We start from the raw sequence: 23,742 nt of genomic DNA on the forward strand, positions 1-23,742 counted from the left end.
TTTACCAAAATTTACGTTTGATTTTTGTTTAGAACTCAAACGAAATGTTCACTTCACCGCCAAAACCTTCTCGTTTGCCCACTTGACCGTAAACAGTCAGTACGGAGTGCAAGGGCAAGAAAGTGTCCTGGTTGTGATAGGCCAACGAAATCTGGCCGCGGCCGCTCATACCTTTCATAGAGGCTTCGCTGCTCTTAACATCTTCCACCGTAACGGTAGATTCGCCGTCCATTTCGTAAATCGCGCTTGCACCGATAGAAGGAATTACACCCTTCCAATCCACAAAGTTAAAGGCATAATCGCCGCCGAAGCGCAGTGCCATACTCTGCAAGGTATCAAACTTGATTTTCTGGTCCAAGTCGTCGGTGATGTCGTCGGAGGCTTTGCGCTTCCAGTTGAAGTTGGCATACAGGCTTAAATCTTCCAACGGGTTTTCCACAAAGCCTGCGCTGGCACCGTAATACATTCCTTTGGTCTTAAAGGTGGATAAAAGTTCGGAAGATTCAAACTTGGCATCCACATAGCCGGCTTCCACCGTGGCTTCCAAGCGGCCCGTTTCGCTGTAACGCAAGGAGGTCATCAGCCCGCCGCCGAACACATTGGCATCTCCGGTAACTTTAATGGGGAAGGTTTTATAAGAACCGCCCGCATATTTAGCAAAAATACCCAAGGCCCAATCGTTCGTAAATTTCTTCCAGGCGCCCGCTTGGGTAAGGCCGGAATCTAAGTCAAAACCGCTGCCCGTTTCGTAACGGGTGTGGTGGTAACCGCCGTTAATAAAGGTATTCTGTTCTGTATCGCTCTTCCACAAATCGTTTAAGGTTTGGGTGAGCATTTCCGGGCCTTCGCTGATTAAGGCCAAACCGACGAGCGGCAACTGCCCGTACACTTCGGCATTGGCTTTATCCTTCGTGCTGGTAAGCGTCCAGAGAATTTCATTCCCGGTGCTACCTTTAGTAGGGGTCAAATCATAGGAATATACACCCACTTTCTTTTGGGTTAACACAACACCGCTATCCACCAAATTATACACGATATCACCTTCGCGAACACCAGTCAGGTCCGTAGAGGTAACGGTGGTAACAACCGTCTTGGAATCTTCCTTCATCGTGGATTTATCAAGCGTCATATTGGCATAGATACCGAAGTCAAAATGCAGGTCGGTCTTAAAGTCCGCGTTGATAGTCCACCAGTCGTTAAAGTTTTGGAACTGGTCTTTGTTGGTAAATGTACCAATCGTGCGGTCAAAGACCAACTGGTTGGTAGAAAATCCGTAAAGGCCGTTATTGCCACCGTAGATAACTGCGGTCGGGTCCAGTTCCACTTTATTACGCAAAATAACGGTATTATTCTGGGTAAGCATATTTTGGTCTTTCAGTTCGGCACCATACACATAACCGCCATATACTTTACCATTGAATTTTATGTTATCCAAAATAACCGTGTTGTTGGATGCAGAATACACATCATCAATTTGCTTCGCTTCTTCCGGCTCTTGTGCTTCGGCAGCCGGGTCGGAAGAGGTGGTCTTAGTAACTAAACCCTCTTTCTTAACCGTGGTAATAACGCCGGAATCGTCTTTCGTTTGGTAATTTACTTCATTAATATAAGCCGAGAAACCACCAAACACATTGGCTTTTACGTCTTTTACAGAATCGCCACCCGCAAGAGAAACGGTGTTATTGTCGCTGTTGGTCCCACCGATAGAAACTTTTTCCTCTTCCGGTGCTTCTTCTGTGGGCGTAGAATTTACTTTGCGGGTATAGGTCATACTCGCACCGCCGAAAATAGCCCCTTGGTCTTTTGGCATAGTCGCGGGTAACAATTTGTTAGCGGACAAATTGGTTAAATCCAACGTATCGCCAAAAAATTTACCAGAATTATTTAACGTCAAGGCGGAATTGGTTACGTTTACTACGTTGCCGTTGGCGGTGCCGGCCAAGTTGACAGAACCGCCCAATTCGGTAAAAGTGTCGCTCATATTGTTCAGGTTTAAGGTGTTTGAACCAACAGTAGCGCTCACAGGATTTTTATCAACATCTGTTGCTAAACCCATTTTTACCGCATAAATAGAAGCCATATTCACGGTGGAATTATCCAACGTCAAGGTATTGCCCTTGGCGTTTACGGAAAAATTGGTTACTGCCGCAGCCATATTGGTTACGGTACTGTTATTTCTGACAATAACGGTATTGTTGTCCACATTTACGACGGAAGCAGCACTATCCGCCACTCCGCGGCCCTTGTCAGCCCCTACTACGGAATCCACGGTAGAATTATCAATAACAACCGTATTGTTTTCGGCCGTAGCCGCCCCCCTGGCACCTGCCACCATACCGTCCACCGTAGCATCTTTTACGAGTACATAGTTGCCGTTGGCTTTGGTGTCAATTACGTTGTCCGTTTTCACATCTTCTTCGGTCAGACGTTCATCGGTAAACCCGCCGATAACGTCCCCCTGTACGGTCGCGCCGTTTGTAATAGAAACCGTATTGTTATTGGCCGAGCCCTTAGAAAATTTGGTATAACCGCCGTACACGTTTCCACCCAATACTGTGGAAGTTGCTCCGGTAGGCGTAAAGGTATAAGAATTGACCGCTCCGCCACTAATAGAAACGGAGTTGTTGTTGGCAGACGCAGCGCCAAAGCGGTCCCCCGCCTGACGAATTAAGGCCACGCCACCCATTACGTCTCTGCCCGTCAGGTTAGTGTCCGTTATACTCACAGAGTTGTTAGTAACATTATTGTTGTACGCCGCACCGCCCGCCACATAGGCACCTTTGCGAGTGTTGTCCGACGAGGTCGGGATTTCAAATTTGTCAGGCGTAACCGAGTGGTAAATCTCATTGGCGATAGCAGGATCACTAATACTAATATTTGCGCCATTTACGGTAAGGGACGCCCCGTTAATTTCTCCCGCATTTAAAGAGCCGGCCCCGACGATAGCCAACGGCTTATTCGGGTTATCTCCGACAATTTCACGAGAGTGGTCTTGTCCGTCCCAGTTGATTTGAATATTTTGGGCTGCCTGCACAAACAGGGGAGCAAACAACACAAAGAAAACTGCAACGAGAAACTTTCTCATTTATCCTCCAATTTGTATTATAAAAAAAGCAATATATCCCTATTATACAGAATTTAGGCCAAAAGGAAAGGTTTTTTTGTAAAAGAAGCCCCTTATATAATAGGTAAAAGGTATAATAAGGGTATGTCCCGCTATACAGACGGAAAATATCTCCTGCAAAACCCCGGTTGGCACACGCAAGATGCAGCGTGGAAACTGGCGCACGTTTTACAGGCCGCAAAAAAGGCCCGCTTATCCCCCCGCGCAGTACTGGACGCAGGGTGTGGAGCGGGTGCGCTTATTAATCATTGGGCACACCACCGCCCGGATATGCTCTTTACCGGGTGTGATATTTCCCCACAGGCCATTAGCATTGCCAAACAACACGCGCCTGCCAATGTAAATTTCTTTTGCGAAGCGTGGGCCAAAGGCTCGTTTGATACGGCTCTAGCCATAGATGTAGTGGAACACATCCCGGATATGGAGCGTTTTTTGGAGGAACTGGCCCAAAAAGCCCCGGTGCTTATTTTGCATATTCCGTTGGATTTATCGTTCCGGACGCTCATCAAGCCTGAAATTTTAGAAGAAGAATATCAAACCGTGGGACATATCCATTTTTTTACAGCAAGGTATTTAAAAAGGCTTTTAAAAAAGCGCGGTTGGCAGATTTTGCATTATCACTATACCAATAAATATGTAGAGCGACCGCCGCAACTGACCGGCCTAAAAAGCCGTATCGGTATGTGCATACGGTGGCTGGCACACTATTTACTGCCCAGAAGTTGGGCCGCGTTTTGGGTGGGCGGGTACAGCCTAATGCTGGTGGTTAAAACCAAGTAGTTATTCCTTATATAGCCCGCGCAAAAGTTTAATTTCCCTTTCATAGCCCGCCAAATCGTTGGGGGTTTCCAAACAAAACGGCAAATGCTTTAAGGCCGGGTGGTTAATTACACCCGCCAAAGTATCTAGGCCGATTGTGCCTTGACCGATACGGGCGTGGCGGTCCTTATGCGCCCCCTGCGGGTTCAAACTATCGTTTAAGTGAACAGCCTTTAACAAGGGCAGGCCTATTTGCTTATCAAATTCCGCCAAAGTATCGTCTAAATGCACCAGGGAATAGCCGGCATCGTGTATGTGGCAGGTATCCATACATACCCCCAACAGATGATTGAGTTTTACGCCGTCCAAAATCTGTTTTAACTCGTCAAAAGTCCGCCCGATTTCGCTCCCCTTGCCGGACATAGTTTCCAAAAGTACCGTAGTATGCAGATTAGGCGTTAAAATTTCGTTTAGCGTTTCTACAATCAGTTCAATGCCTTTTTCTGCGCCTTGCCCGACGTGGCTGCCCGGGTGAAGATTATACAGGTTTCCCGGCACATATTCCATACGCTGCAAATCGTCTGCCAAGGTCTGGCGGGCAAATTCGCGCGTTTTGGGGTCGGCGGAAGCGGGGTTAAGCGTATAAGGGGCGTGCGCAATAACGGGTGCAAAATGCTTTTCCGAAAGCAATTTGCATAAGGCTGTGGCATCTTGCGGGTCTATCGGCTTGGCCTGGCTTCCGCGCGGGTTGCGCGTAAAGAATTGAAACGTATCCGCCCCGATAGACAATGCGGTTTCGCCCATTGCTTTAAAACCCTTGGAAGAAGATAAATGGCACCCAATGTGTAACATATTATTTCCCTGCGTATTTGTGGATATCGGCCACCAGTTGCTCCACGTCCTCCCGGCGGGTAGCCCAACTGGTGCAAACACGTATCGCACTGCGGCGGTGGTCTAAACGCTTGGTGTGCGAAAACGCATACAACTCCTCTAACTGCTTGATAAGGTCATCTGGCATAATAGGAAATTGTTGGTTAGTGGGAGAGTCGTACAAAAATTCAAATCCGCATTCCGCACACGCTTTGCGGATAATCTGCGCCATTTCGTCTGCGTGTTTGGAAAGTTTAAAATACAGGCCGTCCTCAAATAAGGCTAAAAATTGAATGCCCAAAATACGCCCTTTGGCGAGCATCGCGCCTTTTTGCTTCATAAAATAGCGGAAATCCTTTTGGAGTTTGGGGTTTACAATTACCACCGCTTCCCCTAATAACGCACCGATTTTCGTGCCGCCGATATAAAACACATCACAGCAAGCGGCTAAGTCCGCAAGCGTAACGTCGTTTCCGGGGGCTTCCAAACCGTAGCCCAAACGCGCGCCGTCCGCAAACAAAAAGAGATTGTTCTCGTCGCACACGCGGCGGATAGCAGAAAGTTCCTCTTTGGAATACAGCGTACCGTATTCCGTAGGAAAGGAAATATAGACGAGTTTGGGCTGCGGAGCAAATTCCGGATTATCGTCCAACCAATGTTCCTTGCAACAGCGGGCAATTTGCTCCGCCGTTAATTTCCCGTTCTGCTCCGGCACCGTCAAAATACGGTGGCCCGTGGCTTCAATCGCGCCCGTTTCGTGCACGTTAATATGCCCGGAATCAGCGGAAATAACCGTTTGGTACGGACGCAGGCAAGCCGCAATAACCGTCAGGTTGGTTTGCGTTCCTCCTGCTAAAAAATGCACCTCGGCCTGGGGCGTTTGACACAGGGATTTAATTAAATCAGCTGCTTGGCGGCAATAAGTATCTTGCCCATAGCCGGGTGCTTGCTCTAAATTGGTTTGCGCCAACTTTTCCAAAATACGCGGGTGGGCGCCTTCGCTGTAATCGCAGTTAAATCTAATCATAAAACCTCGCTTTACTACGGAGAGGGTTGAATTTCTTTTATTATATCTTTTTAGGCGAGTTTTCGCCCGCAGAAAAAACGTTTAGAAAAACGGGGTTTATAGAACCATCCCTCCGCCGGAAAGAAACGCACCGAGGCGCCGCCTTTTGCACAAATAAAAAATTCCCCGCAAAAAGCGGGGAGTAAAATTAATTTTGTTTGGCTTTTTGCAGCCGTTCGCGGTGGCGTTTGGCCTTCAAATCCGCGTGACGCTTGCGGAAAACGTCCAATTTGGTGTAACGCACCATTAAGCAAAAGTCCACCAGCACCATTACAAAGTTAAGCACATAGAGCCAAAAGACCCAGTCAAAATTGTGCAAAATTTTATGAATCATCCCGCACACATAGGCAAATTCAATCGTTCCCATAAACAGGAAACTTTTGCCGGCGGCTGTTTTCGTGCGCAAGGAGCGCGAAATATTAAACGGCCACGCCAGACCGAAACCTAACATCATTAACGCTTCAAAAATACTCATATTATCTCCCACAGCGCGGAGCGGGCCATAGATTGCGGGACGCGCTGTATTGTTACTTATATTTTACCATTTTAAGAAAGCGCAGTTTTGCGGGAGAGGTTTCTTTTTCATACAATAAGCATATGCGTTTTTATAAAGATAAAGTTTTTTGGTATGTTTTTACTGCGTTGGCCCTTGTAAAAGGGGCGGCATTGGCCGGGGTATTTTATTTTCACCCGCTGGGGGAGAAAATTTTAGCCTTTCCCGATTCGCTGACTTATGTATATCCGGCGCAAACGTGGCTGGAATACGGGCAAATGTGGGAAGCGGTAACCGCCGCGCCGATGCTGTTGCGCACACCGGGATACCCCTTCTTTTTGGCTGTTGTCCAAACACTTTTCCACAATATGACGTGGGCCGTGGTGTTAGTGCAAAATCTTTTATCGCTAGCCCTGCTTATCCCCGTTTATATGACGGCAGAAAAATTAAACGGCAAGCACGCAGCCCGGGCGGCGGCACTCTTTTGTGCGGCAAGCGTGTTGTATTTTTCCCTATCGTTTGCGGTACTGACGGAAATTTTATGTGCCTTTTTGCTATCTTGGTTTGTTTATTTTACGGTAAATTTTTTGCTGAAACCCGCCGGGCATAAACTTTTTTTAGCCGCACTTTTTTTATCAAGCGCCGTTTATGTGCGCCCGGCCGCGTACTATTTTATGTTTGCAAGCGCAATTATTTTGGTGTGCTTTTCGGCCGCCAAATTGGTACGCTTTCCTGCGTGGAAAATTGCCGCGTTTTTCTTTGCCCCCTTATTAATACTTGTCGGCGCGTGGCAAGTGAGAAATTCGGTTCAAACAGGCTTCGGCGGCTTTACGTCCGTGGGCGCGTATAATCTGTATATGTGGAACGAAGATTATTTGGCTCACAAATATAATTTGTCTGTTCCGCAAGCACACCAATTACTGGAAAATGCACTCCCGCCCGGTTTTAATTCTCTCCCCCCAACCGAACAAGTGCGGCTATATAAGGCTATGGCCAAACCGCTTATCCAAGAATCGTTTGTGTATAAACTTTCCCGCGCGCCTTTATGGGCTGTCAAAACACTTTTTGGGGCTAATTTTATTCACTGTTCGCGCCTGCTGACCGGCGGAGCAATTCCCGAAGAAGAATTAGACGGGCAAATGCTCAATCACACAACAGCCTTGCACGGGAATTGGCTTAAAACTATCCCCCACAAACTACTGTTTTTATTAACGGCAGGAGAAGTTTTTCTACTGGTATTATGCGGGTCGGCCGGTTTTTTGCTGCTGTGGAAAACGCGCCGCACGGAAACATTTTTCCTGCTCGTATATTGCTTGTACTTTTGGGGGATCGGCTCGGTGTTTTTCGGGGCATATGCACGCTTCCGTGCGCCGTTTGAATTTGCACTGTGCATTACCGCCGGGGCGGCGGCAAATGCGCTGTTCCAATACGCCAAAACAAAAATAAAGCGGTAATTACAGGCCGTGCGCCAAACTGTTTATTAAAAATGCAGGAAACTTCCGCTCCTGCATTTTTTTCTGCGTAGGGGCAAAATCATACGGCTGGCGGATAAAACGGAAAGTGTTTTTTTCGGTATCCCAAATACTGAAAGAAGCGTGCGGATTTAAGTCGCGCGGTTTGCCCACAGAGCCTGGATTTAACACATAGCGCATTTTGTCAGACAAATGCACGGTAGCATCTTCGCGCTTACATAAATAAATAACGCACGAGTTTTGCGTACCGCGAATATAAAAGGGAAGGTGGGAGTGCCCCACAAAGCAGATTTTTCCCTGCCACTTGTCATAGGAGGCGCGGAATTGCGCGCAACTGGAAAAATATTCCTTTATCGGTTCGTTGGGCGTACCGTGCACAGCAGTAAAACCTTCCCCGCGGGCCACGGTAGGCAACGCAGTTAAATAGCGGATGGATTTTTCGCTTAAATGTTTTTTATTTTCATCCAGCGCAATTTTGGCATCGTAGTTAAACAACATCTCTAATTCGGGCTGCACAAAAACAGCATCGTGGTTGCCCAACACGCAGGCAAGTAAATTTAAAGAGGATATTTTCTTTACGCACTCCTCGGGATCCGGTCCGTAACCGATAATATCCCCGCAGTAAATAAAATGATCTACGCCCTCTTGTTCGTAGCGGGCCAGACAGGCATTTAATGCTTCCAAATTACTGTGTACGTCCGAAAACACCCCTATTTTCATTATGCCTCCGCCAAGGCCTCAATGGCTTCCTTTTTTTGGTCGGCTTCGGGGTTGCGCTCGGCCAAATTGACGGACATTACCTTTGACACCCCGCTTTCTTCCATCGTGATACCATAAAGCATACGGGCCGATTCCATTGTACGTTTGTTGTGCGTTACCACGATAAACTGTGTGGTTTTGGCGAACTCTTTAATCAAGTTTACATAACGCTCCACGTTGGCCTCGTCCAAGGCGGCGTCGGCTTCGTCCATAATACAGAACGGCGACGGGTTATGCGTAAAGAACGCAAACAGCAAGGACATAGCGGTAAGGGTTTTTTCCCCTCCGGACATAGAGGTTATATTGAGCAATTTTTTACCCGGAGGTTGGGCATAAATTTCAATACCGGTTTCCAGCAGATTATCCGGCTGGGTAAGAACCAAGTCGCACTCACCGCCGCGAAAGAGCGTTTGGTAAATATTTTTAAAGTGCATACGCACTTGTTCAAACGTATATTTAAAGTTTTCGCGCGTGGTTTGGTTAATTTTATTAATGGCGGACTTTAAATCTTTTTTTGCGCTTTCCAAGTCCGCTATTTGTGTACGCAGGAAAGTATTTCTTTCCGTAAGCGCATCATATTCCTCTGGTGCGGTCATATTGACAGCGCCCATATTTTCAATGCGCTTTCTCATCATTTTTACGCGCTCATAATCCACCGTTTTATCGCCATAATTCAGTTGCGCTTCCTCGGGAGTAATATTCCAACTTTCAAACAAGTTATTTACCACCGTGGTCCGCTGGCGGCGCGCGTTGGAAAGAGCATTTTCCAAATCGTTTCTTTTTATTGTCAGGTCGGACGATTCTTTTTTGCACGCATTTAAAGCGGCCAATTTATCACTGTAATCTTTTTTAAGCGTTTCCAAATCGGCGCGCATTTTATGTTCGTCAATTTCCAACTTGGCCAAGGTGTCCCGCTCGGTGGACAGTTTGGCCTGTGTGGAAAGTTTTTCTTCGGCTAAACTTTTTAGGCGCAAATTGGCCGACGCGATTTTTTGGTTGCGTTGACCCTCACTAGCAGTTAAACTGTTAAATTCATATTCCGTGGATTTTAAATCCAATTCCACATTGTTTTTTTTGATTTTTACTTCGTAGAGTTTTGCGCTTAACGCGTTAATTTCTCCCTTTAATTTTTCGGCATTTTCGCGTAAGGTGATTTGAGATTTTTTTAATTTTTCTCCACGGGAAACGGCTTCTGCGTGGCGGTGTTTTAAATCTGCCAGATTTTGTTTAAGGGTTTCCACGTTCCGTTTGCGGTTGTCCACGCGCAACGTAATTTCCTGCTTGCGCTGGGCGGCGCGGTTTAGCGCATCTTGCGTAGCGCGCAGTTCGCGCTCTTTGTTGGCGCGTTCGTTCTGTACGGAGTTTAAAGCCAAAACGGCTTCCTGCGATTTGATGCGCAAATTTTTTAAATTTTCTTCCGCGTTGGACAGCGTTTCATAATTGGCAATAATTTCCTTGGAAACGGCATCTTCTTCCGCGGCCTTAACCGTCATTTCGCCACGGACGGTTTCTTCCTCACCCCAATAGGCTTCCGGCGCACGAATATCTTCCGCGCCGCCGCCGATAAAGAACCCGCCTTTTACGGTTCCGTCCCCGTACGAATAACCGCCGATAATAAAGTTGATTAAATTTTTCAGTTCCGGCTGGTATTTTAATTGGTTTTTAAGTGCGTTTTCTGCCGGGGTTTCCGGGGTGTCAGGCACTTGGTTTAAAACAATAAATTTAGCGCGGGCCTTACCGTGCTGTTTTAAAAGGGATAAAGCCTGTTCCACCGTTTGCACGTTCTCGCACAGAACGGCATCTAAATACTTGCCGAAGGCTTCCTCCACTGCTACACCTAACGCGGCGGGGTATTTTAAGGCTTTTCTTAATGTCCCCTTAACTCCGGAAAGGCCGCTTTCGGCCACCGCTTTGGCTCCCACCCAGTACGGGTCATTTTTGCCCTGGGTTTGAATCATCTCCAATTTGGCGGAAAGAGCGGCACGCGCGGATTTTACGACAGAAAGTTTTTCATTTAAGGCAGAACGGAGTCCCTGCAATTTCCGTACATTTTCCTCTCCGTTTACAATGGCTTCGCGCGCTTGGTTGGCTTCGGTTTGTTTGGTTTGAACGCGGGCCGAAATTTCCTGCAAACTTTTTTGAATCCCCGCCAAGCCTGCCTGTTGGGCTTGACTCATTTTTTCGGCAGAAATTAAATCTTCATTTTCGCGCTGCATAGAGGACTCTTCCAAAGAAATCCTGTTTTCGGCCTCCATTTGTTTTTGTACGAGCGACATTAATTCGCCGGACGAACGCTGCAACTGCGCTTCCGCCGCACGCAAATCGTTTTCCATTTTTTGCGCCTGGGCTGTTTGTTCGTTGTAATGGGCCTGCAAGGGGGTTAACTCTGAGGAGACCACCGCTAACTGCTCTTTGAGTTGGGTAAGCGCAGGGACTAATTCCTGCAAGCGGTTTTGCCCGCGTTGGGCTTCCGCGCCCGAAGCGGCTACTTGTGCGGTTAATTCGTTAGTCAGGTTGTCGCAATTTTTAATAGCGCCTTCCAACAAACCAACCTGGTATTTGCTGGCAGAAATTTTTTCGTTAAATTCGGCGGCTTCTTTTTGCTTGTGCGTGAGATTCAAATCAAGCGCAGCGGCAGCCCCTTCCTGTGCGGAAATACGGGCTTCCAAATCTTCCAATTTTTTAACCACCGGGGCTAATTCGCCGGAGTGCTTGGCAATTAAAGCATCGGACTCTTTAATAGAACAGACGGAAATTGCAATTTCGCTTTCCTTTAATTCCTCGCGATACTTTTGGTACAAACGGGCCTTTTTGGCTTCGCTGTCCAATTTTTTAATTTGTTCATCAATCAGCGCCACCGTATCCGCCAAACGTGCCAGGTCTAAATCTACGCGTTCCAAGCGTTTAATGCACTCCTCGCGTTTGGCTTTATATTTAGAAACACCCGCGACCTCTTCAAACATTTCCCGGCGCTGTTCGGCCGAGGCGGACAGGACGCTTTCTACGCCGCCCTGGTCAATAATGGCATATCCTTCTCCGCCGATGCCCGTATCTAAAAACAAATCCCGGATATCGCGCAGGCGGCATTGGACTTTGTTTAAATAATATTCGCTCTCGCCGGAGCGGAAAATTTTGCGCGTAACGGTAATTTCATTAAAATCCAGCGGCAACTGACGCGAAGCGTTATCAAACACCATACTGACTTGGGCCATATTTAAAGGCGCACGCTTGGCCGTACCGTTAAAGATAATATCCACCATAGAAGCAGAGCGGAGGGACTTCCAACTCATCTCGCCGATGGCCCAACGCACGGAGTCAATCACGTTTGATTTTCCGCACCCGTTAGGTCCCACCACACAAGTAATGCCCGGTTCAAAGTCCAGGCGGGATTTGTCGGCAAAAGATTTAAAACCTTGGATTTCAATCGCTTTTAAATACATAACGTCCCCTATTGGCAGATATACTTTGATTATACCATTTCCCTATATAATATAGGCATTTTAGGAGGAAATTCAGCCCTACGCGTACGGCCTTTTCAACCGGCCGAGAGAGTGCCGACGAAAAAAACCCCTTGCAAAGTGTATATTTTTTTATTAGACTTTTTTCGTAAGACTGTTTTCCTTAAAAGGAGGATTATCCACTATGGCAGAAAAAGTACTTAAAGTCGGTATGGACCGCGAAGACGGCTTCCTCTACTACATTGACAAAGACGGCGATATTGCCCGCGTGCAAATGGCCAGAGGCGGCAAAAAAGGCGGTAAACCGAAAAAAGTTGAAAAATGCGGTATCAAAAAAGAAAAAGGATATCTCTATTTCTTAGATAAGAAAGGCGATATTTCCAGAGCAAAAATGGTAAACGCAAAATAAACTAATTTAAAACACCCCGCAGTTTTGCGGGGTGTTTCACAGACAAAGGCACTCGCGCACCACATACACTTTTTTCGCGCGAGGCTCTGCCAGACGCGAAGGGGCGCAACTCGCATTGTACGACATCACGCATTGCTCCAGCGTTTTGTGCCCCTTTATGATTTTTCAAAACGGCTTGCCAAAGGGAACGGCTTTTGCAAGTATGTGGCCAATTTAGCCCGGTCCTGCGGGCCGCAATTTTCCGAATCGTTTAAACAGGCCAACCGCGGGCGGTACTTATTTATTTCCCGCTCAAAGTTTTGATACAACTCCCAGCAACATCCGTCCGAACAGCCCAAGCGCGACAACCGCCGTTTCTTCCAACAAGCCAAACCTTGCACCGCAGCCATACAGGCAAACAGATAGAAGTTCATATTGCTGTCTTGCCGGAAACGGCTATGCACCGTAGCGGACAACTCCTTTTCAAACAAAGTCCAGCCCAATGCAAGAGATTTTTTTAAATAAGCCGAAATATTATGCGTAGGCTCCAACGGAAAATGCAATCCCGGGAAAAAGTTATTCAGCCGTTCCCGGATAACCAACAGTTGTCTGCCGTAAGCCGTATCCTCGTATTTTTTATACGGATAAAAAGCATAGTAATTATTCACGCGGTTTTGCCTGGGGAAAAAATACTCCCTGGATACCGGGCGGAGCGCAAAAGTATCATCATTTGCCAGTAAAAAATGTTCGCTCAAACCGCCCCATTTTGTTACGGACATTTCTATTGCACACGAATTAAAAGTGGGCAACGCGGAAGCAGGCATAAATTCCGCGTGCGTCAAAATTTTTAAACGCGGATGATTCACGTTAAGCCATTTAGGAACTTGCCCGTTAGTTACCAACACCACACGCGTTACCCACGGCATATATTCTTCCACACTGCGCAGCACATAACGGAGTTCATCCGTCTGTACAAACCGCGCCGGTAACACGGGGGAATCTGCCCACCTGTTACGCTCGCGCACAAAAGCCGGGTCGTTCCCGTCCACCCACAAGACAACAAAATCCACCGGATATTCCGCTGTCATCTAAAAATCTTGCTCCAAAAATAAACGCTCTTTTCCCCGCAAATTTTTACCAGTACAAAAAATATACGCCACCGCAAATAAGAAATTCCGCCGCACTGCCCCACACTTTCGCGCGCCGACTTAAACGCACGCAATAACAATGCTTGCTGTTCCAATCTTTTTGCCGCCGAAAATTTGCGGAAACGGCAAATGCCCCACACGGTGGCGCGCATCCACTCCTGCGCCGTTTGGCGGTTCCATTTTTGACGGCGGATTAAGTCTGTTTTTAACTCTGCCAAATTGAGCAACGCGCCGACAGCCATATTATATGAATTGGCTGTAATGGCGGCTGAGTGGCCTTTGCGGTAGCAGTATAATTTTTCCGGCACCACCGCAATTTTTTTGGCATACAGATACGCCAAAATAACCACGCAAAAATCTTCGGCTACCCGCCCCGTCCAAAATTCAAATTGGTGATTAACAAACCACTCGCGCAAAAACAATTTTCCCCACAACACAGAATCTTCGTACCCGCCGCGGAAACGCGCACCGTCGCCCTCCGCGCACAACCGGTAAAAACTGCTGTGGCAATGTTCCTGCAACCGCGGGAAACCGTTTTCCTCCACTTCGTGAAAAAAACATTTGCTGATTTCAGCCTGCTCCGTTTCGGCCGCGTGATACAATTTTTCCAAATAAGCGGGAAAAATAAAATCATCAGCATCTACAAATGCCAAATATTTGCCTTGCGCTTTTTTGACCAACTCGTTGCGTGCAGCCGCAATACCTTTATTGGGTTGCGTAACATAATGCAGGCGAGGGTCCTCTTTGGCTGCTTGGGCCAAAACAGCCAGGGACCCGTCGGTAGAGGCGGAGTCTATACAGATAATTTCAAAATCTGCAAAGGTCTGTTTGGTTAAACAAGACAAGCACAAAGGTAAATATTTCTCCGCGTTTAATACGGGAATCAGCACTGATATTTGGGGTTTCATAATTGCTCCTTTTAGTAACTTTCCCCGCGCGCCAAAAAGACGCGCGGGGCGGCGCGCGGGAAACTCTTGGCGGAGGTTTTTCCCACGCGTTTCAAATAAACGCCTTATAAACATAATAAAGAAGCAATCAAGGTAAGTGTAAGCAGGAAGCGGGCTTCTTTTAAGCCCGTGCGGAAACAAAAAACGGCCGGTTGCCAGAGCCAAGTCACTAACCCGAAGCAAACAGCCGTAGCCCTTGCCATATAAAAAATATGGCAAAGAGCATTCAACGCAATACAAGCGGGTAATTAGGCCGCTCATATTGCGTTTAAAATACGGCTGTCTTTGGAGTGACTTGTGCCGTCTGAACGGCTCAACCTGTTCCACACAGGCTTCCAAAAACAGCATCAAATTGTGCCGGAACTGCCCGGCGGGCAAAAGAATCTTGCTTACTTATATCTTAACAAATTTATCCGCAAACGCAAGCCGGGGCTTGAAATTCCGTCTAAAATGCCTACACTACTAATATTAACCGACGTTCCCGGAGGCGCATCAAATAATTCTTCCGTTTGCGGGTACACCCGCCCTAACCAACAGATGTTTTTATTTCCGGCCGCTGCCGTTTGCGGTCCAATCGCCCTAACATATTTTGTGCAGTTGCGTATGTTCCCCGTACGCGTAATTGACAGCGGGGCTGATTAATGGTTTAATAACTCTACGGGGATACACTCGTAAAAGAATAACGGAGGGAATATGGATATTAAAATTACGGCCAAAAACATTAAATTGACTCCGGCCATCAAAGAATTTATCAACACGCGCGTAAGCAAGATTGAAAACTTTTTTGACAATATTGTTTCCGCCCAAGTGCTGATTTCGGTGGAAAAGAAAATCAACCAGCGCGCCGACATTGTGCTGCACACCGGGGCTAAAACCACCATTAACGCCAGCGCGGTGGAAGACAACCTTTACAAAGCCATTGATGCGGCGGCAGTAAAAGCCGAAGCACAGGCCAAAAAAATTAAAAATAAAGCCAAAGCCCGCAAAGTAACCAAAAAGTCGGTAAAAGAAGCGGATGTCAATCCGTTTGCCGAACACCTTATTTTGCCGCAGACGGATGTAAAATTCTCCGTCATTAAGCAGGTGGAAGTTTCGCCGATGAATCCGGAAGATGCCGCCTACGAAATGGAACGCCTGGGGTATTCCTTCTGGATGTTCTTGGACGAAGATTCCAAACAAATCAACTTAATCTTCAAGCGCCTGGACGGCACCTACGGGTTGATTAAACCGATTAAGAAGAAATAGCCTACACGGGGGCGGCTTTGGAATTTACCAAATCTATCACCGTAGCAGAACTGCTCCAAGTGGAAAGACTCCACTTGGAGTTGGTCTGCGGGAAACGGTATATCCACCGCGAAATTACACTCGGGCACGTCAACCGCCCGGGGCTGGCGCTTTGCGGTCATTTGGAAAGTTTCCGCCCCAATTCCGTGCAAGTGTTCGGGCGCAGCGAACACGCCTTCTGCCAAAAGGAAAACAAAACCCGCCTGCGTGCCAACATTTCCAAAATGTTGAGCGAAGGACAAGTGCCTTGCGTGATTACAACTGCGGGGCTGGACCCTTTGCCCGCCATAAGAAAGGCCTGCTTGGGTTCGGACGTGCCGGTGCTTAAAACGGATATGGAGTCCACCGCTTTTATTGCGGAATTTTCCCGCTTTTTGGACGAAAAATTATCGCCCGTTACACATATGCACGGAGTGCTTGTAGATGTAAGCGGCATCGGCGTACTTATCCGCGGAGATGCGGGTATCGGCAAAAGTGAGTGTGCGCTGGAACTGATTAAGCGCGGACATATTTTAGTGGCTGATGATGTAGTAGAAGTGCAGAAACGGTTTGGCCGTTTTCTGGTCGGCTCCTGCCCGACAATGTTAAAACATTATATGGAAGTACGGGGGCTGGGAATTTTGGACGTACCGCTTTTGTTTGGCGTAGGCTCTACGTTAGACGAAACCAATATTGATATGGAAGTGGTACTCACGTCCCCGAGCAAACAACCCATTGACCGGCTGGGAGTGGAGCAGAAAACGACTAATATTCTGGGGATAGAAGTGCCTTCGTTGGGGCTGCCTGTTACGCCGGGGCGAAACCTGGCCGTATTAATTGAAGTGGCCGCGCTCAACCAGCAACTTAAAAGCCAAGGCATTTTTTCCGCCAAAGAATTTAGCCAAAAAATCTTGGATAAAATGAAGAAGGGGACCAATGGCAAGTAATCAAAGACGGATTTTTATCATTACGGGTATGAGCGGAGCCGGCAAATCCCAGGCGCTGAAAATCTTTGGCGACTTTGGTTTTTATTGCGTGGACAATCTGCCGCTCGCCTTATTCAAAAACTTTACCGACTATTTAAAACAAAGCGGCGAACGCCGCGACGTAGCCTTGGGTATTGACGTGCGCGAGGGCGACCGCCTGCGCGAAATGCCAAAGATTTTAAACTCAATGGTAAAGGATGATTTTGTGGTAAAGGTCATCTTTTTAGATGCTTCGGAAGAGTGCCTGATACGCCGTTTTTCGGAAACCAAGCACCGCCACCCGATTCACAAAAAACTGGCCGCCGCCATCGCACACGAACGCAAGGTGATGAGCCCCATCCGCACTATGGCCGACAAAGTGATAGATACCTCCGACCTGAAACTGGGCGAACTCAAAGAAAAACTTTCCGCATTGCTGGGGCTTACGCGCGAAGGCGATATGCAAATTACCGTGGTATCGTTCGGCTTTAAAAACGGCATTTTAAAAGATTGCGATATTGTAATGGACGTACGCTTTTTACCCAATCCGTTCTATATTCCCGAATTGCGCGAAAAAACAGGCTTGGATAAAGAAGTGCAACAGTACATTATGTCCTTTAAGGAAAGCAAAGAATTTGCCGAAAAATTTGCAGACTTAATTAAATATTTGATACCTAAGTATATTAAAGAGGGAAAAAGTTATTTAACGATTGCCATGGGCTGTACGGGCGGCAAACACCGCAGCGTTTTTATGGCACACGAACTGGCCCAACGGTTAACCAAAGCAGGATTAAATGCTTCGGAATTTCATAGGGATATAGGACTTTAATTATGGTAAAAATTGTTTTAGTAACGCACGGGCACTTGGCCCAACAGATGTTAGAAACGGCCGAACAAATTATCGGCAAACCGTCTGATGACGGCTTTGCCACTTTTGCCGTTACGACGGCCGCCTCGGTGGAAAAGGAAGCCGCCAAACTGCACGAACTGTTAAAATCGTGCGAGGACGGCGCCCTTATTTTGACCGATATTTTTGGCGGCAGCGCGACCAACATCTCGCTTACTGCCAGCAAAGATTTACCCCAATGCTATGTCATTACAGGGTTAAATTTAAGTATGCTCCTGACCGCAATAAACAGCCGCAAAAAATTAAACGCAAAAGAGTTGGCGGAAAAAATTGAGGCCGACGGCAAGCGTGCGGTTATCAATGCAACGGAACTTTTGATTAAGGGGCTATAATGCCGATTATATTCGCACGGGTGGACGACCGCCTGATTCACGGCCAAATTGTACAGGCCTGGCTGCCGGAGTTAAACGTGGATGAGATTTTGATTCCTTGCTGCAAGGATTCTTCTCTCAACCGCGGGCTTCTGCGTTTAAGTCTGCCCTACGAATATGAACTGACTATTTTGGATACGCGCTCCTGCGCCCGGTATGCCGCCCAGTCCGACAGAAGAATCTTTTTGTTAATGGGCTCTTTAAAGGAGTTTACGGATTTGATTAAAGACGGTCTGCAAATTAAATCTATTAACATTGGCGGGATGCACTTTAAGGACGGCGCGCAAAAATTAGACGATAATGTGTTTTTGGACGCAAACGATAAACAATTTTTAAAACTGATACGGGACTTGGGTATCCAAATAGAAACGCGCGCCGTACCCTCGTCCGCGTCCGTATCGGTAAGCGAGGTCTTAAAATGACCCCGGAAATTTTTGCCCTCTGCGTAAGTGCCGCCTTATTGGAACTGGATACTACTTATGCGTTCCAGTTGACACTTTCGCGCGGAATTATTGCGGGGCCGCTACTCTCCCTTTGGACGGGCGATTTAATGGCAGGCATACAGGTTGGAGTTTTTACCGAACTCTTATTTTCGGACGTAAACCCGTTAGGCGGCATTTTGCCCCCCAGCGCAGTGGTGTGTTCTGCGGTTACGCTAGCGCTGCACGCAATGGGCATTGAACTTTATTTTGCGTTCTTTTTTGGCGTAGTGGGTGCGATTGCATTTTCTATGGCTGAAAAATTTATGCGCAAGAACCGCTTTAAATGGCTGATTTTTTGGGAACGGCGCGTAATGCAACAGCCCGGACAAATCAACCACGCGATTTTGTCCGCTATTGCCAATGCTTTTTTAAGCACCTTTATTTTAATTTTTCTGTTTGCTTGGTTGTGCGGCAAAGGGTTTGTATGGCTCCTGCCGTTTATCCCGGCACAAGCGCATTTTGCGTGCCGGTTTGCCTATATGGCAGTTCCGTGGATTGGGCTGGCTACTTTGGTGCCCGCTTTCCGCTTAAAAACGAGGTAACGTATGAAATTTTCCATTCAACTCAGTTTATTTCTGCGTTCCTTCTTTTTGCAAGCGGGCTGGAACTATATGAAATACCAAAATTTAGGGCTTACTTTTACTATGCTGCCGTTTTTAAAAAACGAATACAAAAACGATAAAGATGCCCTTCCCTCGGTATTACAGCGCTATTTGGAAAATTTCAACACACACCCCGTAATGGCTTCTTTTTGCCTGGGAGCGCTTGCCAAGCAAGAAGAACAGATTGCACACGCGCAATCGCTATCCGACTTTAAAAGCAAAATAAACGAATGGAACGGCATCCACCGCAGTTTATCCATTACCACGGCTTCTATCGGCGACCGTTTGTTTTGGGGCACATTAAAGCCGCTTACACTGCTTCTCGCTCTTTTTATTTGGCTGGCATTAGGCGTGAACTTTTTTGAGTTGGAATACGGTATTAAAATTCCGCTTTTTTATGCTTTTGGTGCTGGGGCGGCGGCCTTTGTAACTTTCAATGCAGTAGCCCTGTTTGTGAAATGGCAAGGTTTAAAAATCAGTTACACTGCCAAGGAAAATTCCTGTTTTGGTCTGACGCGGTTTGACTGGAACAAAACCATCTACAACGCAAAACGTATCGGCATTGTCCTGGCGGTGGGGATGATTTTGTTCGGCGTATATTATTATTTAAAAGACTTTGCCGAAGTGGATGTGCATTTTGTTACGCGGGCCGTGATTGTGCTGTTTTTTATTATGGTCAGTTTTATTACCCGCAAACTGCGCATCCCGAATATGTATTTGTATTTAGCGGCGGTAGCCGTGTTTAACATTGTTTGTTATTTGTAATATGGGGGATTTGTGATACAACAGGACATAAAAATCATTAACCGGTTGGGTTTGCACACGCGCCCGGCCGCACTGCTGGCGCAGACGGCGGCTAATTTTGCGTGTGATATCCAACTGTCCAAAGACGGGGTAAACGTCAACGCAAAAAGCATTATGGGGTTAATGATGTTGGCGGCGGAGTTTGGTTCTTTTGTAACGCTAACGACAAATGGTTCAGACGAAAAAGAAGCCTTTGATACCATCAAAAATTTGTTTGACAATAAATTTAACGAAGAATTTTAAGGAGAAAACTGTATGCTAGTGCTAAAAGGCATTGCCGCCAGCCCGGGTGTGGCTATTGGTCCGGCGGTATTATTGCCCGGAGATAATTTTGCGGTGTCGCGGCAGTATATTGAACCTGCCGAAGTAAAAACAGAACTGCAAAAAATGTTTCACGCTATGCAAAAAACATTGGACGAGTTGGACTCGTGCGAAAAGAAAGTTCTCTCCACCTTAGGGGCGGAATATGCTAATTTAATGTCCACCCACAAACTGATTTTGCAGGATCCGGCATTAAAAGATTCCGTTGCCAAGAAAATCCGCACAGAACACCTCTCCGCCCAGGCCGCGCTTTTTCTTACTTTGCAAGAGTTAGCCTCCGCCTTTGATAAAATAGAGGACCCTTTTTTTAAAGAACGCCGGAACGATATCTTTGACGTAGGTAAGCGTTTAGTAAACAATTTAGAGGGCGGAAAGCGTGAATTTTTGGCCTCCATCAATAAGCCCTCCTTGCTCGTGGCGCACAATTTGTACCCGTCAGACACCATCAACTTACAGGAAAACCAGGTAATCGGCTTTTGCACAGATGTCGGCGGGAAGACAAGCCACACCGCACTTTTGGCCCAAAGTTTAAACTTACCCGCTGTGGTCGGGCTATCAACCGCTTCCAAAGATGTAAAAAATGGCGACACCCTGATTATTGACGGGGAAAACGGCCTTTTGGTTATCAATCCGGACCGCTACACACTAGCCAATTACCGAAAAATCCAACGCGAAATAAAAAAGACAGATGCGCTTTTAAAAACCATTAACCACCTGCCTGTCATCACGCAGGACGGACGCGGGGTAAAACTCTACGTCAATTACGACCCGCGCACCGATAACAAAGAAAACAAGCGTTTAATTACCGACGGTTTAGGTCTGTTACGCACGGAATTTTTGTATATGAATACACCCACGCCGCCTACCGAGGACGACCAATACCGTATGTATTTGGCTGTTTTAAAACGCTTTGATATGCGCCCTACGGCCATCCGGCTGGCGGACTTGGGTGCGGATAAAATGCCCGATTTTCCGTTAGATGAATTTGATAAAGACGCCAACCCCTTTATGGGCTGCCGCGGAATCCGTTTATTTTTAAAGAACCCGGAGTTACTTTATACACAGTTGCGCGCTATTGTACGAACGGCCTGCGAAGTGCCGGCGCAAGTAAAAATAATGATTCCAATGGTCTCTACGGTAGAGGAGGTCCGCCACGTCCGCAAAGCCTTTAACGAGGTATTAAAAGAGTTGGAATCCAAAGGCAAAAAACCTTTAAACCGAGTGGCCTTGGGCGCAATGATTGAGGTCCCCGCAGCGGCAATTGCCTTGGATGGAATGATTGGGGAACTGGATTTTATTTCCATTGGCACTAATGACTTGATACAATATCTAATAGCGGTGGACCGCGTGAACCAGGAAGTCGCCCATATGTACGACCCCTGCCACCCCGCCGTGGCGCGTACGATAAACCAAATCATCCAAACCGCCCACAAACGTAACAAACGGGTTTGCATCTGCGGAGAAATTGCCGCCGATTCCCGTATGTTGCCTGTATTATTGGGCCTGGGGGTAGATGCTCTTTCCGTCACGCCGCGTATGTATCTGCGCGTAAAAAACAACATACGCAATTTAAATTTTGAAAACTGTTCCGATTTGGCCCAAGCCGCCCTGTTAATGGGCAGTTCGGCTGAAATCCGGCAATTAATTGATAATAACAAAAATGAAGATTCGTAACTTTTCTATCGTGGCCCATATTGACCACGGCAAAACAACCCTATCCGACCGCATTTTGGAGGATACCGGCACCGTGCCGAAGCGTAAAATGCAAGCCCAACTGCTAGACGGTATGGACTTGGAACGCGAGCGCGGAATTACCATTAAAGCAAAAGCGGTACGCATTTTATACAAAGATTATATTTTAAATCTTATTGACACCCCCGGCCACGTAGATTTTTCCTACGAAGTGGCCCGCTCCCTGCGCGCCTGTGAGGGAGTTTTATTGTTGGTAGATGCTTCGCAAGGCGTGGAAGCGCAAACCGTGGCACACGCGCATTTGGCGCAAAGCCTGGGGCTAAAAATTATCCCGGTAATGAACAAGGTGGACTTGTCCCAATCCGACGCGGACACATCAGAAGAACAATTATGGGATATTTTAAAAGAGCCGATTGAAGCCGAGCGCGTCAGCGCAAAAACAGGTATGGGGATAGAACACCTGTTGGACCGTATTATTACCGATATTCCCGCTCCGCAGGGCGACCCGAACGCTCCCTTGCGCGCACTTATTTTTGACTCATATTACGACCCGTTCCGCGGTGTAATTATGTATGTGCGCATTGTGGACGGAACCGTCAAGCCGGGCCAAATTATCAAATTTATGTCCTCCGGCACAACCTATAAAATTGAAGAACTGGGCTATATGACGCCCAAGCAACTGCATAAAGACAAAGAACTTTCCGCAGGAGAAGTAGGCTATTTGGTAGCCGGCATTAAGGACATACACCAGGTAAAAGTGGGCGATACCGTTACATTAGCCGAACGCCCCGCAGACAAAGCACTCCCCGGCTATGCCGACGCCAAGCCTGTGGTGTTTGCCAGTATCTTCCCGGTGGAAACAACGGATTTTCCGCTCCTGCGTAAGGCACTTGAAAAACTAAATCTTTCCGACTCGTCCTTTCACTACCAGAGCGAAACTTCCAAGGCTTTGGGTTTTGGGTTCCGCTTGGGCTTTATGGGCATTTTGCACATTGAAATTGTAAAAGAGCGGTTGGAACGCGAATTTAATTTATCCCTGATTGCCACCAGCCCCAACGTGGTGTATCACGTTAAGTTTACCCCGCGCAAATCGCACCCGCAGGAACTGTCTGCCCTGCCGGATGCGCCGGACGACCCGGGCTATAAAATCATTGATAACCCGGCCAACTTTCCCCCTTACGGCGATATCATTGATATCAAAGAGCCGGTCATCCACATTACTATCGTTACCCCGGTGGAATTTATGGACGGAGTGATGACCCTGCTGAAAGAGAAACGCGGGACCTTTATGAGTATGGACCATTTGTCCAACCAACGCGTAATCATCAAGTACGAAATGCCAATGGGTGAAATGGTTATAGACTTTTACAATAAGTTGAAATCCGTTTCCAAGGGCTACGCCTCCTTTGATTATGAGGTTGCCGGCTTCCGCAGTTCCGATGTGGTATTAATGGAAATTCTGCTCCACGGTACGGCGGTAGATGCGCTCTCCGTCGTGGTACACAAAGACAAAGCCGCAACTATGGGCCGTGCGCTGTGTGCGAAGTTAAAAGAACTTATCGGCCGCCAGCAATTTGAAGTTGCCGTGCAGGCTGCTATCAACGGGAAAGTGATTGCCCGCGAGACGATTCCCGCCTTCCGCAAAGACGTTATCGCCAAGTGTTACGGCGGCGATATTTCCCGCAAACGCAAATTGCTGGAAAAACAGAAGGAAGGTAAAAAACGTATGAAGTCTATCGGCAGTTTGAATATTCCGCAAGAAGCCTTTGTGGCTATGCTCAAAATTGACGAAGAATAGGCCTTCCAGACCGCGGAGATTTTCCGCGCTCTTTTGATTGGTGGAGCAATACT

22 protein-coding genes are annotated in these 23,742 nt (G+C 47.2%); 14 read left to right on the plus strand and 8 right to left on the minus strand.

The features are described from left to right. Window positions 1-28: 28 nt before the first annotated feature. Window positions 29-3,085 carry a hypothetical protein gene (locus tag ACQY2K_RS02905; protein ID WP_428040688.1) on the minus strand — a complete coding sequence of 1,019 codons (3,057 nt, stop codon included), beginning with the start codon at window positions 3,083-3,085 and terminating at the stop codon, window positions 29-31. 123 nt (window positions 3,086-3,208) lie between these two features. On the opposite strand from ACQY2K_RS02905, the gene ACQY2K_RS02910 reads away from it, so the two are divergent. Continuing rightward, window positions 3,209-3,904: a class I SAM-dependent methyltransferase gene (locus tag ACQY2K_RS02910; protein WP_428040689.1), complete on the plus strand. Its 696-nt coding sequence runs from the start codon at window positions 3,209-3,211 to the stop codon at window positions 3,902-3,904. Here the strand turns inward: ACQY2K_RS02910 and ACQY2K_RS02915 are convergent, their stop codons facing one another. From ACQY2K_RS02915 to ACQY2K_RS02925, 3 genes are all read right to left on the minus strand, one after another. Continuing rightward, window positions 3,905-4,735, minus strand: a complete 831-nt coding sequence (locus tag ACQY2K_RS02915) for a deoxyribonuclease IV (RefSeq protein WP_428040690.1) — start codon at window positions 4,733-4,735, stop codon at window positions 3,905-3,907. It lies immediately after the preceding gene. A 1-nt stretch (window position 4,736) separates the two neighbouring features. Next, on the minus strand, window positions 4,737-5,780 hold the full coding sequence (locus tag ACQY2K_RS02920) for a threonine aldolase family protein (RefSeq protein ID WP_428040691.1): 1,044 nt from the start codon (window positions 5,778-5,780) through the stop codon (window positions 4,737-4,739). 187 nt (window positions 5,781-5,967) lie between these two features. After that, the gene (locus tag ACQY2K_RS02925; protein WP_177747365.1) at window positions 5,968-6,294 is read right to left on the minus strand and encodes a hypothetical protein; all 327 of its coding nucleotides are present in this window, start codon (window positions 6,292-6,294) and stop codon (window positions 5,968-5,970) included. Window positions 6,295-6,416: 122 nt separating this feature from the next. Here ACQY2K_RS02925 and ACQY2K_RS02930 point away from each other — a divergent pair, with 122 nt between their 5' ends. After that, entirely contained in the window at window positions 6,417-7,766 is a 1,350-nt protein-coding gene (locus ACQY2K_RS02930) for a glycosyltransferase family 39 protein (RefSeq protein WP_428040692.1), read from the plus strand. Here ACQY2K_RS02930 and ACQY2K_RS02935 read toward each other — a convergent pair whose 3' ends face one another. Together ACQY2K_RS02935 and smc are read right to left on the minus strand one after the other, a co-directional pair. Then, the gene (locus ACQY2K_RS02935) at window positions 7,767-8,504 is read right to left on the minus strand and encodes a metallophosphoesterase family protein (protein WP_428039330.1); all 738 of its coding nucleotides are present in this window, start codon (window positions 8,502-8,504) and stop codon (window positions 7,767-7,769) included. It lies immediately after the preceding gene. Next, window positions 8,504-11,983, minus strand: coding sequence for a chromosome segregation protein SMC (gene smc, locus ACQY2K_RS02940; RefSeq protein WP_428040693.1), 3,480 nt, complete (start codon window positions 11,981-11,983; stop codon window positions 8,504-8,506). Before smc ends, ACQY2K_RS02935 begins: the two co-directional genes overlap by 1 nt. A 202-nt stretch (window positions 11,984-12,185) precedes the next feature. On the opposite strand from smc, the gene ACQY2K_RS02945 reads away from it, so the two are divergent. Then, the gene (locus tag ACQY2K_RS02945; RefSeq protein WP_087287124.1) at window positions 12,186-12,410 is read left to right on the plus strand and encodes a hypothetical protein; all 225 of its coding nucleotides are present in this window, start codon (window positions 12,186-12,188) and stop codon (window positions 12,408-12,410) included. 155 nt (window positions 12,411-12,565) lie between these two features. Here ACQY2K_RS02945 and ACQY2K_RS02950 read toward each other — a convergent pair whose 3' ends face one another. Beyond that, a complete protein-coding gene (locus ACQY2K_RS02950; protein ID WP_428040694.1) occupies window positions 12,566-13,477 on the minus strand; it encodes a stealth family protein in 912 nt (303 codons plus the stop codon). Beyond that, a complete protein-coding gene (locus tag ACQY2K_RS02955) occupies window positions 13,474-14,445 on the minus strand; it encodes a glycosyltransferase family 2 protein (protein WP_428040695.1) in 972 nt (323 codons plus the stop codon). The genes ACQY2K_RS02950 and ACQY2K_RS02955 overlap by 4 nt, the downstream gene beginning before the upstream one ends. Window positions 14,446-14,781: 336 nt before the next feature. Between ACQY2K_RS02955 and ACQY2K_RS02960 the strand changes: the two genes are divergently transcribed. Genes ACQY2K_RS02960 through lepA form a run of 11 tightly spaced genes read left to right on the plus strand, consistent with a single transcriptional unit; the run spans window position 14,782 to window position 23,689 of the window. Beyond that, window positions 14,782-15,126 (plus strand): hypothetical protein, encoded by a 345-nt coding sequence (locus ACQY2K_RS02960; RefSeq protein ID WP_428040696.1) that lies wholly within the window; start codon window positions 14,782-14,784, stop codon window positions 15,124-15,126. A gap of 51 nt (window positions 15,127-15,177) precedes the next feature. Next, on the plus strand, window positions 15,178-15,729 hold the full coding sequence (hpf, locus tag ACQY2K_RS02965) for a ribosome hibernation-promoting factor, HPF/YfiA family (RefSeq protein WP_177747344.1): 552 nt from the start codon (window positions 15,178-15,180) through the stop codon (window positions 15,727-15,729). Window positions 15,730-15,746: 17 nt separating this feature from the next. Continuing rightward, window positions 15,747-16,694, plus strand: a complete 948-nt coding sequence (hprK, locus tag ACQY2K_RS02970) for an HPr(Ser) kinase/phosphatase (protein WP_177747341.1) — start codon at window positions 15,747-15,749, stop codon at window positions 16,692-16,694. After that, the gene (gene rapZ / locus ACQY2K_RS02975; protein ID WP_177747338.1) at window positions 16,684-17,541 is read left to right on the plus strand and encodes an RNase adapter RapZ; all 858 of its coding nucleotides are present in this window, start codon (window positions 16,684-16,686) and stop codon (window positions 17,539-17,541) included. Before hprK ends, rapZ begins: the two co-directional genes overlap by 11 nt. Before the next feature lie 2 nt (window positions 17,542-17,543). Beyond that, complete coding sequence (locus ACQY2K_RS02980; RefSeq protein ID WP_428040697.1) at window positions 17,544-17,951, plus strand: PTS sugar transporter subunit IIA; 408 nt, start codon at window positions 17,544-17,546, stop codon at window positions 17,949-17,951. Then, window positions 17,951-18,412 (plus strand): PTS sugar transporter subunit IIB, encoded by a 462-nt coding sequence (locus tag ACQY2K_RS02985; RefSeq protein ID WP_177747331.1) that lies wholly within the window; start codon window positions 17,951-17,953, stop codon window positions 18,410-18,412. Before ACQY2K_RS02980 ends, ACQY2K_RS02985 begins: the two co-directional genes overlap by 1 nt. Further along, complete coding sequence (locus ACQY2K_RS02990) at window positions 18,409-19,014, plus strand: PTS sugar transporter subunit IIC (protein WP_428037993.1); 606 nt, start codon at window positions 18,409-18,411, stop codon at window positions 19,012-19,014. The genes ACQY2K_RS02985 and ACQY2K_RS02990 overlap by 4 nt, the downstream gene beginning before the upstream one ends. Before the next feature lie 3 nt (window positions 19,015-19,017). Continuing rightward, window positions 19,018-19,839 carry a PTS system mannose/fructose/sorbose family transporter subunit IID gene (locus tag ACQY2K_RS02995; RefSeq protein WP_428039335.1) on the plus strand — a complete coding sequence of 274 codons (822 nt, stop codon included), beginning with the start codon at window positions 19,018-19,020 and terminating at the stop codon, window positions 19,837-19,839. A 12-nt stretch (window positions 19,840-19,851) separates the two neighbouring features. Then, complete coding sequence (locus ACQY2K_RS03000) at window positions 19,852-20,121, plus strand: HPr family phosphocarrier protein (protein WP_177747320.1); 270 nt, start codon at window positions 19,852-19,854, stop codon at window positions 20,119-20,121. A 12-nt stretch (window positions 20,122-20,133) separates the two neighbouring features. Then, entirely contained in the window at window positions 20,134-21,873 is a 1,740-nt protein-coding gene (gene ptsP / locus ACQY2K_RS03005) for a phosphoenolpyruvate--protein phosphotransferase (RefSeq protein WP_428040698.1), read from the plus strand. Then, window positions 21,860-23,689: a translation elongation factor 4 gene (lepA, locus tag ACQY2K_RS03010; protein ID WP_428040699.1), complete on the plus strand. Its 1,830-nt coding sequence runs from the start codon at window positions 21,860-21,862 to the stop codon at window positions 23,687-23,689. Before ptsP ends, lepA begins: the two co-directional genes overlap by 14 nt. Window positions 23,690-23,742 lie beyond the last annotated feature (53 nt).

It is taken from the genome of Candidatus Avelusimicrobium fimicolum (assembly GCF_021632165.1).
GTDB lineage: Bacteria > Elusimicrobiota > Elusimicrobia > Elusimicrobiales > Elusimicrobiaceae > Avelusimicrobium > Avelusimicrobium fimicola.